The following is a 12742-nucleotide window of genomic DNA, read 5'->3' as shown; positions in this document are numbered from 1 at the left end:
CCCATCAGCCCCGCAACTCCCTCATCGGCCGGCTTGCGGCTGCAAGGTCTGCACTGGTGGATCGAGCTTGAGCAGTCCTCTGAACGCCTGTTCCAGCGTCGAGCGGCTGGCCGTGGTGAAGCCGGCCAGCGAACCGGTGGCAGCCTGGGTGGACAGGCCCTGGGTCTCCAGCAGGCGCTGCAGTTGCCGGGTCACCGCCTGGCCGGTGTCGATGATGTCCGGCACTGCCCCCGCCAGGCGCCGGCAGACGCTTTCGATGGCCGGGCGCACGAAGGGGTAGTGGGTGCAGCCCAGCACCAGCGTGTCGGCGCCTTGTTCCAGGAGCGGCGCCAGATAGCGTTCCAGCAGTTGCACCGTGGCCGGGGAGTGCAGTTCGCCTTTTTCGATCAGGTTCACCAGTCCCACGCAGGCCTGGGGCAGGTAGCGCACCTGGTATTGCGCCTCCATCTGCGCTTGCAGCACGGCAAAGCGCTGGCTGGCCAGCGTGCTGCGCGTGGCCAGTACGCCCACGATGCCGCTGCGGGTTTGCTGGGCAGCCGGCTTGAGGCCGGGCTCGATGCCCACCACCACCAGCTGCGGCCAGTGGCTGCGGATGGCCTGGATGGCCGCTGCAGTGGCGGTATTGCAGGCCACTACCAGGGCCTTCACGCCTTGCTCAAGCAAGAAAGAGGCGATGATCAGCGAGCGCTCTACGATCTGCACCTCGGTCTTGTCGCCATAGGGCGCATAGCCGGAGTCGGCAAAGTAGACCAGCTGTTCACGGGGCAGGGCGGCGTGAATATGCCGCAGCACCGACAGGCCGCCGATGCCGGAATCGAAAATGCCGACCGCGGCATCAGCTGCGGTCGGCATCGGGGTGGTGCTGTCAGTCTCTGCGGCAGAAGGCACGTTGACCTGCTTGACGGCTTCATTCATGGTGCTGCGCGCGCTCCTGCTGCAAGGTTTGCCTGAGGGAAATCAGGCCGTGGTGACGGGGATCTTGGACAGGGACACGCTCTGCGCGATCTTTTCCTTCCATTCGGCCGGCCCGGTGTTATGCACCGAAATGCCGTTGGAGTCCACCGCCACGGTCACCGGCATGTCCTTGACCTCGAACTCATAGATCGCTTCCATGCCCAGGTCGGCAAAGCCCAGCACCTTGGCCGACTTGATCGCCTTGGAGACCAGGTAAGCCGAGCCACCCACGGCCATCAGGTAGGCCGACTTGTGCTTCTTGATCGCCTCGATGGCGGCGGGACCGCGCTCGGACTTGCCGATCATGGAGATCAGGCCGGTCTGCTCCAGCATCATGTCGGTGAACTTGTCCATACGGGTGGCGGTGGTCGGGCCAGCCGGACCCACCACCTCGTCGCGCACCGGATCGACCGGGCCGACGTAGTAGATCACGCGGTTGGTGAAGTCCACCGGCAGCTTCTCGCCCTTGGCCAGCATGTCCTGGATGCGCTTGTGGGCGGCATCGCGGCCGGTCAGCATCTTGCCGTTCAAGAGCAGGGTCTGGCCCGGCTTCCAGGAGGCGACTTCCTCCTTGGTCAGCGTATCCAGATCGACGCGCTTGGACTTCTCGGTGTCGGCCACCCACTGCACTTGCGGCCAGTCCGACAGCGACGGCGGTTCCATGTAGGCCGGGCCCGAACCATCCAGCACGAAGTGGCCGTGGCGGGTGGCGGCACAGTTGGGGATCATCGCCACCGGCTTGGAGGCCGCATGGGTCGGGTGCATCATGATCTTCACATCCAGCACGGTGGTCAGGCCGCCCAGGCCCTGTGCACCGATGCCCAGTGCATTGACCTTCTCATAGAGCTCGATACGCAGTTCTTCGGTCTTGTTCTGCGGACCGCGCTTCAAGAGTTCGTACATGTCGATGTCTTCCATTAGCACTTCCTTGGCCATCAGCATGGCCTTCTCGGCAGTGCCGCCGATACCGATGCCCAGCATGCCCGGCGGGCACCAGCCGGCACCCATGGTGGGCACGGTCTTCAACACCCAATCCACCAGGTTGTCGGACGGGTTGAGCATGACGAACTTGGTCTTGTTCTCGGAGCCGCCGCCCTTGGCCGCGATCTGCACGTCCACGGTATTGCCCGGCACCAGTTCCATGTGGATCACGGCCGGGGTGTTGTCCTTGGTGTTCTTGCGCTCGAACTGCGGGTCGGCCACGATGGAGGCGCGCAGGACGTTGTCCGGGTGCGAGTAGCCACGGCGCACGCCCTCGTTGACGGCATCGGCGATCGAGCCCGAGAAGCCCTCGAAGCGCACGCCCATGCCGATCTTCAGGAAGACGTTCACGATGCCGGTATCCTGGCAGATCGGGCGCTTGCCCTCGGCGCACATGCGCGAGTTGGTCAGGATCTGCGCAATCGCATCCTTGGCGGCCGGGCTTTGCTCGGTCTCATAGGCGCGGGCCAGGTGTTGAATATAGTCGGCCGGATGGTAGTAGCTGATGTACTGCAGCGCGGCGGCGACGGATTCGATGAGATCGTCTTGCTTGATGATGGTCATGGCTGGTTCTCTCGGTTTGGATGAAGCAAAGTCAGTGCGGCTTGTCGGACGATTCGGAAGGATGCACCATCAGCCGGTCGCAATACGCGATGGCCATGGCCGACAAGAGGAAGGCGATATGGATGCCGGTCTGGGCGATGAGCGTCTTGGCGTCATACAGATTGGCATTGATGAAGGTTTTGAGCAGGTGGATCGACGAGATCCCGATGATGGCCGTGGCCAGCTTGACCTTGAGGACAGAAGCGTTCACATGCGAAAGCCACTCCGGCTGGTCCGGGTGGCCTTCCAGGTTCATGCGGGAGACGAAAGTTTCATATCCCCCCACGATCACCATGATCAGCAGGTTGGAAATCATCACCACGTCGATCAGCGCCAGTACCACCAGCATGATGGTTTGTTCATTGAGCTTTTCGGGGCGGATGGCACCGGGGATGGCGACCGCATCGAGGATATGGTCCAGCGAACTGGCGCTGCCCATGGCCGCGCCGATCAGGTCCACCAGCTCGACCCAGAAGTGATAGACATAGACGCACTGCGCCAGGATCAGGCCCAGGTAGAGCGGCAGCTGCAGCCAGCGGCTCATGAAAATCAGGTTGGGCAGGATGCCGATCTTGCGAGGAGGTTGGGGCGACGAGTTTTTCATGTGTCTGGGCTACGCTTGATGCTGGCGGATGGTGGCGATATCCGGTGGTGCCGACCTTGCTGTGGCAGCACGGCGTCGGATTTGGGGCCGTATTCTACACGCCCTTGGGCCATTTCCGGAGACCCGCCCCGCAAGCGCCATGTGCAGTGCCTGCGGGAAACATCGTCCTGTGCCAGAATGCCAATATGTTGTCTTGAACATCAGAGAACATCGCAGCGATATGAAGGTCTGTGTCAATGAAGCCAGCATGGCGCGGTGCCGCCCCGCTGGCGCAGGGGCGCGGCCATCGTCGGCCAGTCCTGATGCAAGCGGCCTGCCGCGCCGGATGGGCGCTGCTTGTGTAAGGACTGAGTAAGTGAAACGGCCTATGTTTTGCGGAAAGCAAAAACAAACCTAGTGGAGACTACCGTGGCAGACATCGAAACTTTCAAGCAAGAGAACCGCGTATTCGCACCCCCGGCCGAGCTGGCCAGGCACGCCGCCATTTCGGGCATGGACGCCTACCATGCCCTGAACGCCGAATTCGCCAAGGACTACGAAGGCACCTGGGCCAGGCTGGCCAAGGACAACCTGCAGTGGCACAAGCCCTTCACCCAGACCCTGGATGAATCCAATGCGCCGTTCTACAAGTGGTTCGCCGATGGTCAGGTGAACGTCTCGTACAACTGCCTGGACGTCAACCTGGAAAACGGCAATGCCGACAAGACCGCCATCATCTTCGAATCCGACGATGGCAAGGTCACCCCCGTGACCTACCGCGAACTGCACCGCAAGGTCTGCCAGTTCGCCAATGGCCTCAAGTCCCTGGGCATCAGGAAGGGTGATCGTGTGGTCATCTACATGCCGATGTCGGTCGAAGGCGTGGCCGCCATGCAGGCCTGCGCGCGTATCGGTGCGACCCACTCGGTGGTCTTCGGCGGCTTTTCCGCCAAGTCCCTGCACGAGCGCGTCATCGACGCCGGTGCCGTGGCCGTGCTGACCTCGGACTACCAGGTGCGCGGCGGCAAGCAACTGCCCCTGAAATCCATCGTCGACGAAGCCCTGGCCATGGGTGGCTGCGACACGCTGAAGCATGTGGTCGTCTACAAGCGTGCCGGTGCCGAGATCAACTGGGTCGAAGGCCGCGACCTGTGGCTCTCCGACGTGGTGGCCAACCAGCCCGAGACCTGCGAGCCGGAATGGGTCGATGCCGAGCATCCGCTGTTCATCCTCTACACCTCCGGTTCCACCGGCAAGCCCAAGGGTGTGCAGCACGCTTCGGCGGGCTACCTGCTGTGGGCCGTGCTGACCATGAAGTGGACCTTCGACATCAAGCCCGATGATGTCTACTGGTGTACCGCCGACATCGGCTGGATCACCGGCCACACTTACATCGCCTATGGCCCGCTGGCCGTGGGTGCGACCCAGATCGTCTTCGAAGGCATCCCGACCTATCCCAACGCCGGCCGCTTCTGGGACATGGTGGCGCGCCACAAGGCCACCATTTTCTACACCGCGCCCACCGCGATCCGTTCGCTGATCAAGGCGGCCGATGCGGATGAGAAGGTCCATCCCAAGCAATACGACCTGTCGTCGCTGCGCATCCTCGGTTCGGTGGGTGAGCCCATCAATCCGGAAGCCTGGATGTGGTACTACAAGAACGTCGGCCGCGAGAACTGCCCCATCGTCGATACCTTCTGGCAGACCGAGACCGGCGGCCACATGATTTCCCCGCTGCCGGGCGCCACGCCGCAGGTGCCGGGCTCCTGCACGCTGCCGCTGCCGGGCATCACGGCGGCCATCGTTGACGAGACCGGCAATGACATTCCCAACGGCAATGGCGGCATCCTGGTGGTCAAGCGTCCGTGGCCGTCGATGATCCGCACCATCTGGAACGATCCGGAACGCTTCAAGAAGAGTTACTTCCCCGAGGAGCTGGGCGGCCATATCTACCTGGCCGGCGACGGCGCGGTGCGCAACAAGGAGACCGGCTACTTCACCATCACCGGCCGTATCGATGATGTGCTCAACGTCTCCGGCCACCGCATGGGTACCATGGAAATCGAATCGGCGCTGGTCGCCAACAGCATCGTGGCCGAGGCCGCCGTGGTGGGCAAGCCGGATGAAACGACCGGTGAATCAATCTGCGCCTTCGTGGTACTGAAGCGCCCGCGCCCGACCGGCGAGGAAGCCAAGCAGATCGCCAAGGAGTTGCGCGACTGGGTGGCCAAGGAAATCGGCCCGATCGCCAAGCCCAAGGAAATCCGCTTTGGCGACAACCTGCCCAAGACGCGTTCCGGCAAGATTATGCGCCGCCTGCTGCGCGTGCTGGCCAAGGGCGAGGCGATCACGCAGGATGTGTCCACGCTGGAAAACCCGGCCATCCTGGATCAGTTGAAGGAAGCGCAGTAAGCCAGGCGTTTGCAGGCGAGCCGGCAGGGCAGGGCGTTGCAGGACGGACGCTGGCCCTGCCGGTTTTTTATGGTCTTTTTGAAAAATATGCAGAAAAGACTTGGCTTCGCCGAGAAGCTTGCTATAATGCATGGCTTCGCTGAACGCGAACCCGAATCCAGGAGAGGTGGATGAGTGGTTTAAGTCGCACGCCTGGAAAGCGTGTATAGGTTCATAGCCTATCGGGGGTTCGAATCCCCCCCTCTCCGCCAGTAAAAAAGTCTTCTAGTCAAAGACTTGGACGGTAGAAATAGAGTGGTTTTGCCATCTGTTTTTGCCACATCAAAAAAGCCTCCAGATCGGAGGCTTTTTTGTTTTGCAAGGTACCGATTTGTCCACGCAGTGCCGCTGCCCTACCCGTACCTCCATAAAATCCTGGTGCCGTATCGAAGCCGGGCCTCTAGGGCATGCCCTTCCTGATCCGGCGTAGGCCCTAGTAACGCGGGCCATTTCTTTAATGTCTGGACTACTCAGCATAATTTCCTGGCGGCTTATCCAGGTTTCGAGTGTGTTCGTTCCCGCGAGATTCTTCTTCGGGCTAAGATGTCCGCTATCGGCCAGAACAAGGCTGGCCCGAGCATCGTCAACCGGAGCTGGTAGATTTCTTCGAGCAACTTTGTATCCCCGTGACCTGCTACCCGAGCTGTAGTATCGAAAGGAGGCTCGCAACTCTACGTCGTTGCGACCTTCGCATCCTCCAGCAGCATATCGTCAGTACATTTCCAAGCAATTTTCTTCATGGTGAAGCTATGCCTTTAGATACCTTACTGCTATTTGTCCCAACCTGTTTCGCGCTGAATATGGCATTTGGCCCGAACAACATGCTATCGGTCACCATCGGTGCGAGATTCGGCTTAAAGGACGCTGTATTCGCAGCAGCCGGTCGTCTTGCCGCCTTCGCAATGATGATTGCCATTACCGCATTCGGTATGGGCGCGCTTCTAACGGCATCAGAGATTGCATTCACGGTGGTTAAGTATCTTGGTGCGGCCTATTTGGTCTGGCTGGGGGCAAAAATTCTGCTGTCAAAGGCAGAAGTCCCGACAGAAAATCTAGAGTTGGGTAAGGGCGGCTTAAATGAGTTTATGAGGAAGGAGTTTTTGGTGGCCATCGGAAACCCCAAAGCCATCCTGATCTTTACAGCATTTTTCCCGCAGTTCGTGGCTCCCGGGAATTACTGGGCTAGTTTCCTTATCCTCGGCGCGATTTTCCTGACTCTAGAAGTGGTGGCAATCGCCATCTACGCCTATGCTGGAACCCGCCTCTCCGGACTCATGCGTAGCGTTCGAGGTATTCGCTGGATCAATCGCGTCAGCGGTACTACGATGATCGCCTTCGGGACTGTCCTTGCATTGGCCAAGCGTCCCGTCAACTGATCTTGGTTCATATGGTTGGAGAGCATATTTTCATACTCCTCTTGTTATTGTCCCCATGATCTGCTGTCAAAAAAGCCCCGCACTGCGGGGCTTTTTTTGGGGAAATTGATGTCGCATGGGCCTCTCATTAAGGAGGCTTTCGATGAAATTGCTGATTTGCCCGCAGAATTCAACCTCTCCATTCTGGCCTCTTTCCATTGCCTTCCGAAGGCCGCTACGTGGTCATACGAACCTTCATATCGACGCAATTCAACAGGCAACGCTCTATGCCGCCGAAGATCCGATGAAAATTTACGTCCGAGGACATTGGGTCGGCGTATCGCCGTGATCGTGCTTCTTTTCAGATTGATGAAACTCGACCAGCGTCTTGTGCACGACCGCGATATCTGCATCGCTGATATGCCTGTGACTGACCAGGCGCAGCGAATTTTCATTGGCCGCTCGCGTCAGAATGCCGGTGCTCTCCAGCTTCTTCTCCCAACGTGCGGCCTGCCCGGGAGCAACGTGAATCTGCAGTATGTTGGTATGAGGAGGCGTCCCGTCCACGAGCCCCGGTGCATCGTTACGCAGAAGAGTCCATAAGGATGCGATACGGCGATGATCGTCGGCCAATCGATCGACCATGGTGTCGAGGGCGACCAATCCAGCCGCAGCCATCATCCCGGCCTGGCGCAGGCCGCCTCCTACCATGCGCCGGAAGGTCTTGGCGCGCTCGATGAAACTCGACGAGCCGATCAGGACCGCCCCCATGGGTGCGCTTAATCCCTTGGATAGACACAAACTGACACTTTGCGCATGCGTGCAGATCGCCGACAAGGGAACGCCGAGGGCGACCGCCGCATTGAATGCGCGTGCCCCATCGATGTGAATAGGCACCGCTCCATGAAGTGCGATATCGGCCACGGCCTCCATGTATTCCAGTCTTGGTACATAACCGCCGGAATGATTGTGACTCGTCTCCAAACCGATCATGGCGGTAGGCAAGCCATATCGGCTGAAGGCGGGACGAACGAGCTTCTTGAGGTGTTCAAGGCACATCTCCCCCCGTTGGGAGGGAATGCGCTGACAATACAATCCCGCTAGATGGGAGATGCCGCCAGCCTCAGACTTGGCGATGTGCGAATGCTCGTCAACGATGGCTTCGCCGCGTTCACGTCCATGCGTCAGCGCCGCAATGACATTGCCCATGGTGCCGCTGACGACAAACAATCCATCCTCTTTTCCGCCAAGTTCCGCTGCCAGCATTTCCAGGCGGCGCACCGTGGGGTCGCCTTCCAGGGTGTTGTCGCTCAGCGTCGCGGAGGTGATGCTTTCGATCATCTCGGCAGTCGGGCGTGTGACGGTGTCGCTGCGTAAGTCAATCATGTCGATTCCTTGGCACCCAGCGCAATGTCGAGGGATGTATCGCTGGTGCTCTCATGCGTGTTTTTTTCGGATGAAACGTGAGCCCATTTCATCACCAGCTTGATGGCCACCGTATTGCTGAACACGTTGATGGCAGTGCGTCCCATGTCGAGGAAGGCGTCAATTCCGGCGATCAGCGCCAAGGCTTCGACAGGTATCCCGATGGTGGTCAGCACCATGGCGATGGCGACCAGTCCCCCGGATGGCACGTTGGCGCTGCCCTTGCTGGCGAGCGTGGTGACGATAATGATCGACAGCAGCGAATGCCAATCCAGCGGGACCTTGTATGCATCGGCCAGATATCCGACGGCCAGCGCGAAGTACATGATGGAGCCGTCGCGATTGAAGGCGTAGCCCAGGGGCAGCACGACGGAGGCAATGGCCTTGGGCACGCCCATGGCCACCAGCTTTTCCATATGCAAGGGCAAGGTGGCCTCGGAAGAGCGCGTGCTGAAAGCCAGAATCACCGGCTCGCTGATGTCGCGGGTCACTTTCAGCGGGTTTTCTCCGATCATCTTCAACATGGCCCAGAAGATCGACAGCAACAAGGCCAGGCCCAGATACATGACGCCGACCAGCTTGATCAACGAGAGGATCGTATGCCAGCCCTGGGTTGCAAAGAGCCACGAGATGATGGCGAAGATGGCGATCGGGGACAGGGCAATGATCCATTGCGTGAGTTTGAAGACAGCCGCCATCAAGGCATCAAGGGTGTCGATAAGCGGCTTTGCTCGCGCACCCACTGATGCCAGCGCCATTCCAAGCAATACCGCAAATACCAGCACGGGCAGCAGGTTGCTGCCGGCCATCGCCGCCACGATGTTCGAGGGGATCAGGTCAAGGAAGAATTTGCTCCAGTCGATGGACACGCCCAGATTCTTGGGAAGGCTGCCGGTCTGGGCCAGATCGGCATTGAGGCCAGGGCGGAACAGGTAATTGAGCGCCAGGCCAATGCCGATGGAAACCAGCGTGGCGGCGAAAAAATAGAACATGCTGATGGCAGATATCTTTCCAAGCTGCCTGGCCTGGCTACCCATCTGATAAATGCCCAGCGTGATGGCGGTGAACACGATGGGCACGACAATCATCTTGATCGCTTGTACGAAGGCCGTTCCCACTGGCTGCAAAGATTGCGAAAAATGGGGCAGGAACATGCCGCACAATATCCCTAACGCCAAGCCAAGCAACATCTGGAGGGGAAGAGGAATGATGCGTTTGGGAGCAGGCTGGGACATGGTGCGAAAACTCCAGGTTAGAGAGAAGGAGCGATCACCGAGTGGAATGATCGCCAAGAAGAGTGCCGCTTGAGGTCAGCATCTGGAGCCGTATCTGCAAGGCCTGCGTGAGATGCTCCCAGATCAACCGCTGGGCATCGAGCGCATTGCCGGCTTCGATGGCCTGATAGATTTCAATATGCTCCTGGATGGCTTTGCGGGTACGCTGCACGTCATAGCCCTCCACCTTTTGCAAAGCCAGGCCGCTTTGGGCGCGCAAGTTCTTGTAGATGTCGTGCAGGCGCTGATTCTGGGCTGCCTCGAACATCGCCTCATGGAATTCCCAGCCGAGTTTCTGCGCGTCAACCCCATCGAGTGCCGCTTTCGACCTGCCCAGCAGTTTCTTCAGAGAGGTGGCAGATGCGGCCAATTGCTTTGTAGGGCCGCGCTGAGCGGCCAGGAATGCCGCCATCCCTTCGAGTGCCATGCGCGTCTCATGAATCTCGCGTAGATCGTGCATCGAGATTTGGCGGACAAAGGTTCCTCGCATCGGGGGATATATCGAGCAGGCCGTCCTGTGCCAAGGTCTTGATGGCCTCCCGCACAGGAGTCCGTCCGATGCCCAGCGTTTCGGACAGGCCGCGCTCGGACAATGGAACTCCTGGACTGAGAGCCCCCCGAAATAATCAGATGACGGATCTGTTGATAGGCAGCGTCTCGATTGGAGAGCCGCGAGTCTGCTGTATTCATGAGATCACACTACTGGTATACCAGTGGTGTGTCAAATTGTTTTATGCGAAGCAGGGGCGCCGCTCTACCCCTCAAATCAAAGGCTGGCTCAGCGCTGAGCCAGCACTGTGTCCAGACGCTCGACCAGAAAATCCGCATGCTCACGCCGAAATACCAGCGGAGGCCTTATCTTGAGGACGTTGCCCTGCGGGCCGGTAGCGCTGAGCAGCACCTGGCGATGGCGCAGCCCATTGACCACGCGGGCCGCTAATGCAGTTGCGGCGGCCTGTCCATCCAGCAATTCCAGGCCGATGAACAAGCCCGCACCCCGTACCTCGCCCACGCAGGCGTGGCGTTCCCGCAAGGCAGACAGGCGACTGCGCAGATAATCGCCCACCAGCAGTGCTTGCTGCTGCAGCTGCTCCTGTTGCAGGACATCCAGCACGGCCGAGGCTGCTGCCATTGACACCGGATTGCCTCCAAACGTATTGAAGTAGCGGCTGGCGCGGGCGAAGGCCTGCATGATCTCAGGACGCACCGCCAGGCCCGCCACCGGGTGGCCATTGCCCATGGGCTTGCCCATGGTGACGATATCGGGCACCACGCCATGCCGCGCAAAGCCCCAGAACGCTTCGCCGGTCCGGCCAAAACCGGGCTGCACTTCATCGGCGATGAACAGGCCACCGGCCTCATGGACGGCGGTGACCGCCTCTTGCAGGAAACCAGCCGGCGCGGTGAACACGCCATCACTGGAAAACACGGTATCGACCAGCAACGCGGCCGGCCGCATTGACTGTGCGCGTAGATCGGCAATGGCGGCGCGCACGCTGGCGGCAAAGGCCGGGCCGGGATCATCGCCTGCGGGGGCATCGACCAGCCGTACGTGATCGCCCAGCCGCACATACTGGCCCAGCGATGGCGAAGCACAGGCCAATGCGGAGGTGACGCCATGGTAGGCGTTGCGGGTGACGATGAGGCCGCTGGCGCCGGTGTGCGCGGTGGCGATACGCATGGCCAGATCATTGGCTTCGCTGCCGGTGCAGGTGAAGCTGGCGTGGCCCAGCTCGGGCGGCATGGTCGCCAGCAAGCGCTCGGCGTAGTCGACGATGCCCTCATGCAGATAGCGGGTATGCGTGTTGAGCGTGGCCGCCTGTCGCGCAATGGCTTCCACCACGCGAGGATGGGCATGGCCTACGCAGGCGACGTTGTTGTATGCGTCCAGCCAAGGCTGGCCGGCTGCGTCATACAGCCAGACACCCTCGCCGCGCACGGGATGGAAGGGTTCATCATAGAACAGGCGATAGGCCGGGCCCAATGCGCGGGCACGGCGTTCCAGCAACGTGGCGTCAGACATTGATCGGTTCTCCTTCCCGGCAGGCTTCGTCAATCGCCTGTTGCACCTGTTCCGGCGTGAGCGTGGCGCAGCCTTGCAAACGTGCCCAGGAAACGGCGTTGTTACGCATCAGATAAGCGGCATTGTCGGGCTGACGGGCGGCGCGCCAGCCGCTGATGGCCACCACCATGGCCAGCCGCGCACGCACCAGATCGAGCAGCACCAGCGTTTCAGATGCAGTCAGCGGCAAGAGGGCGTGATAGTCGGCAGCAAAGCGGGCAATGGTGGCCAGCGCGTCGCCCTGTTCATCGATGTGATAAGACACCGCTACCGCCAGATCATCGACCAATGGCGCATGCACCATATCGCCAAAGTCCAGGATGCCCGCCACGCGCTGCGGTGCTTGCGGATCCACCAGCAGGTTGTAGAGATTGAAATCGTTATGAATGGCCTGACGGCGCAGTCCGGCCAGACGTGGCCTGGTGCGCTGCTCGAAACCGTCGAGTGCGGCTTCGGCCAGCGCGCGCCGGCCGGTGTCCTTCACGTGCACCAGCAAGGGCCGCACCCGCTCGGCCCGTTGGATATCCCACGGCAGTTCGCACGCGGCAGCGGGATGCTCAAATCCGGACAAGGCCAGGTCGAGCTGCGCCAGCGTGCGCGCCACGTTGCTGCGCTGCGCCGCCGAACGGGGCGCCTGCGGCATCGGCAGGCCTTCCAGATAACTGAACACACGCGCCACCCGCATGCGTCCCTCGGCATCTTCCACCGTCACCGAGGGGGCTCCCTGCCTGGCTGGCAACAGGCGCTGTACTGGCAAACCGGGCGCGGCCTGCTGGATATGCAGCAGCGCCTGGGTCTGGAAATCGGCGACCAGCGGATCTTCATCCGGGTGCGAGAGCTTGAGCATGTAGCGCGTGCGGCCATCCCCGGTCGTGATCAGGAAATTGGCGTCGCGCTCGCCGCTCAAGGGTGAGAGCTGTCCCCGCAAACCATATACCTGCTGCAGCAGCGCGGCCGCCCAATCGGACTGCACCGGGGCCGGCGGCGCCGTCAGGACGGCCGCCTCGGGCAAGGCGGCGCGAATGGCGGTATCGAGATCGTTCAGATCGTCCAT

At 60.7% G+C, this 12742-nt stretch carries 11 protein-coding genes and 1 tRNA gene; 3 read left to right on the top strand and 9 right to left on the bottom strand.

The window, feature by feature from the left end:
• Positions 1-21 precede the first annotated feature (21 nt).
• The 3 genes from murI to ACVC5H_RS17780 are packed head-to-tail and all read right to left on the bottom strand — an operon-like array spanning position 22 to position 3142.
• Positions 22-915 (bottom strand): glutamate racemase, encoded by an 894-nt coding sequence (murI, locus tag ACVC5H_RS17790; protein ID WP_489619108.1) that lies wholly within the window; start codon positions 913-915, stop codon positions 22-24.
• A gap of 42 nt (positions 916-957) precedes the next feature.
• On the bottom strand, positions 958-2499 hold the full coding sequence (locus ACVC5H_RS17785) for a fumarate hydratase (RefSeq protein ID WP_489619107.1): 1542 nt from the start codon (positions 2497-2499) through the stop codon (positions 958-960).
• Between the two features lie 31 nt (positions 2500-2530).
• Entirely contained in the window at positions 2531-3142 is a 612-nt protein-coding gene (locus ACVC5H_RS17780) for a YqhA family protein (protein ID WP_489619106.1), read from the bottom strand.
• A gap of 408 nt (positions 3143-3550) precedes the next feature.
• Between ACVC5H_RS17780 and acs the strand changes: the two genes are divergently transcribed.
• The 3 genes from acs (at position 3551) to ACVC5H_RS17765 (ending at position 6948) form a co-directional block, all read left to right on the top strand.
• On the top strand, positions 3551-5533 hold the full coding sequence (acs, locus tag ACVC5H_RS17775) for an acetate--CoA ligase (RefSeq protein WP_489619105.1): 1983 nt from the start codon (positions 3551-3553) through the stop codon (positions 5531-5533).
• A gap of 160 nt (positions 5534-5693) precedes the next feature.
• A tRNA-Ser gene (locus tag ACVC5H_RS17770) sits at positions 5694-5784 on the top strand.
• A 537-nt stretch (positions 5785-6321) separates the two neighbouring features.
• Positions 6322-6948 carry a LysE family translocator gene (locus ACVC5H_RS17765; protein ID WP_489619104.1) on the top strand — a complete coding sequence of 209 codons (627 nt, stop codon included), beginning with the start codon at positions 6322-6324 and terminating at the stop codon, positions 6946-6948.
• 291 nt (positions 6949-7239) lie between these two features.
• Here the strand turns inward: ACVC5H_RS17765 and ACVC5H_RS17760 are convergent, their stop codons facing one another.
• From ACVC5H_RS17760 to ACVC5H_RS17735, 6 genes are all read right to left on the bottom strand, one after another.
• Positions 7240-8313 carry a threonine aldolase family protein gene (locus ACVC5H_RS17760; RefSeq protein ID WP_489619103.1) on the bottom strand — a complete coding sequence of 358 codons (1074 nt, stop codon included), beginning with the start codon at positions 8311-8313 and terminating at the stop codon, positions 7240-7242.
• On the bottom strand, positions 8310-9587 hold the full coding sequence (locus ACVC5H_RS17755) for a dicarboxylate/amino acid:cation symporter (RefSeq protein WP_489619102.1): 1278 nt from the start codon (positions 9585-9587) through the stop codon (positions 8310-8312). The genes ACVC5H_RS17760 and ACVC5H_RS17755 overlap by 4 nt, the downstream gene beginning before the upstream one ends.
• A gap of 34 nt (positions 9588-9621) precedes the next feature.
• Positions 9622-10053: a GntR family transcriptional regulator gene (locus ACVC5H_RS17750; protein WP_489619101.1), complete on the bottom strand. Its 432-nt coding sequence runs from the start codon at positions 10051-10053 to the stop codon at positions 9622-9624.
• Positions 10054-10060: 7 nt separating this feature from the next.
• Entirely contained in the window at positions 10061-10219 is a 159-nt protein-coding gene (locus tag ACVC5H_RS17745; RefSeq protein ID WP_489619100.1) for a GntR family transcriptional regulator, read from the bottom strand.
• Between the two features lie 185 nt (positions 10220-10404).
• On the bottom strand, positions 10405-11649 hold the full coding sequence (locus ACVC5H_RS17740; RefSeq protein ID WP_489619099.1) for an aspartate aminotransferase family protein: 1245 nt from the start codon (positions 11647-11649) through the stop codon (positions 10405-10407).
• Positions 11642-12742, bottom strand: coding sequence for a phosphotransferase (locus tag ACVC5H_RS17735; RefSeq protein WP_489619098.1), 1101 nt, complete (start codon positions 12740-12742; stop codon positions 11642-11644). The genes ACVC5H_RS17740 and ACVC5H_RS17735 overlap by 8 nt, the downstream gene beginning before the upstream one ends.

The organism is Herbaspirillum sp. Her3 (assembly GCF_057961275.1).
This window is presented reverse-complemented; position numbering and strand designations above follow the sequence as displayed.

What these genes read in the sequence shown, in the direction of transcription:
- murI (WP_489619108.1), bottom strand. Translation starts at nt 915, where the DNA reads ATGAATGAAGCCGTCAAGCAGGTCAACGTGCCTTCTGCCGCAGAGACT.
- ACVC5H_RS17785 (WP_489619107.1), bottom strand. Translation starts at nt 2,499, where the DNA reads ATGACCATCATCAAGCAAGACGATCTCATCGAATCCGTCGCCGCCGCG.
- ACVC5H_RS17780 (WP_489619106.1), bottom strand. Translation starts at nt 3,142, where the DNA reads ATGAAAAACTCGTCGCCCCAACCTCCTCGCAAGATCGGCATCCTGCCC.
- ACVC5H_RS17765 (WP_489619104.1), top strand. Translation starts at nt 6,322, where the DNA reads ATGCCTTTAGATACCTTACTGCTATTTGTCCCAACCTGTTTCGCGCTG.
- ACVC5H_RS17760 (WP_489619103.1), bottom strand. Translation starts at nt 8,313, where the DNA reads ATGATTGACTTACGCAGCGACACCGTCACACGCCCGACTGCCGAGATG.
- ACVC5H_RS17755 (WP_489619102.1), bottom strand. Translation starts at nt 9,587, where the DNA reads ATGTCCCAGCCTGCTCCCAAACGCATCATTCCTCTTCCCCTCCAGATG.
- ACVC5H_RS17750 (WP_489619101.1), bottom strand. Translation starts at nt 10,053, where the DNA reads ATGGCACTCGAAGGGATGGCGGCATTCCTGGCCGCTCAGCGCGGCCCT.
- ACVC5H_RS17740 (WP_489619099.1), bottom strand. Translation starts at nt 11,649, where the DNA reads ATGTCTGACGCCACGTTGCTGGAACGCCGTGCCCGCGCATTGGGCCCG.
- ACVC5H_RS17735 (WP_489619098.1), bottom strand. Translation starts at nt 12,742, where the DNA reads ATGGACGATCTGAACGATCTCGATACCGCCATTCGCGCCGCCTTGCCC.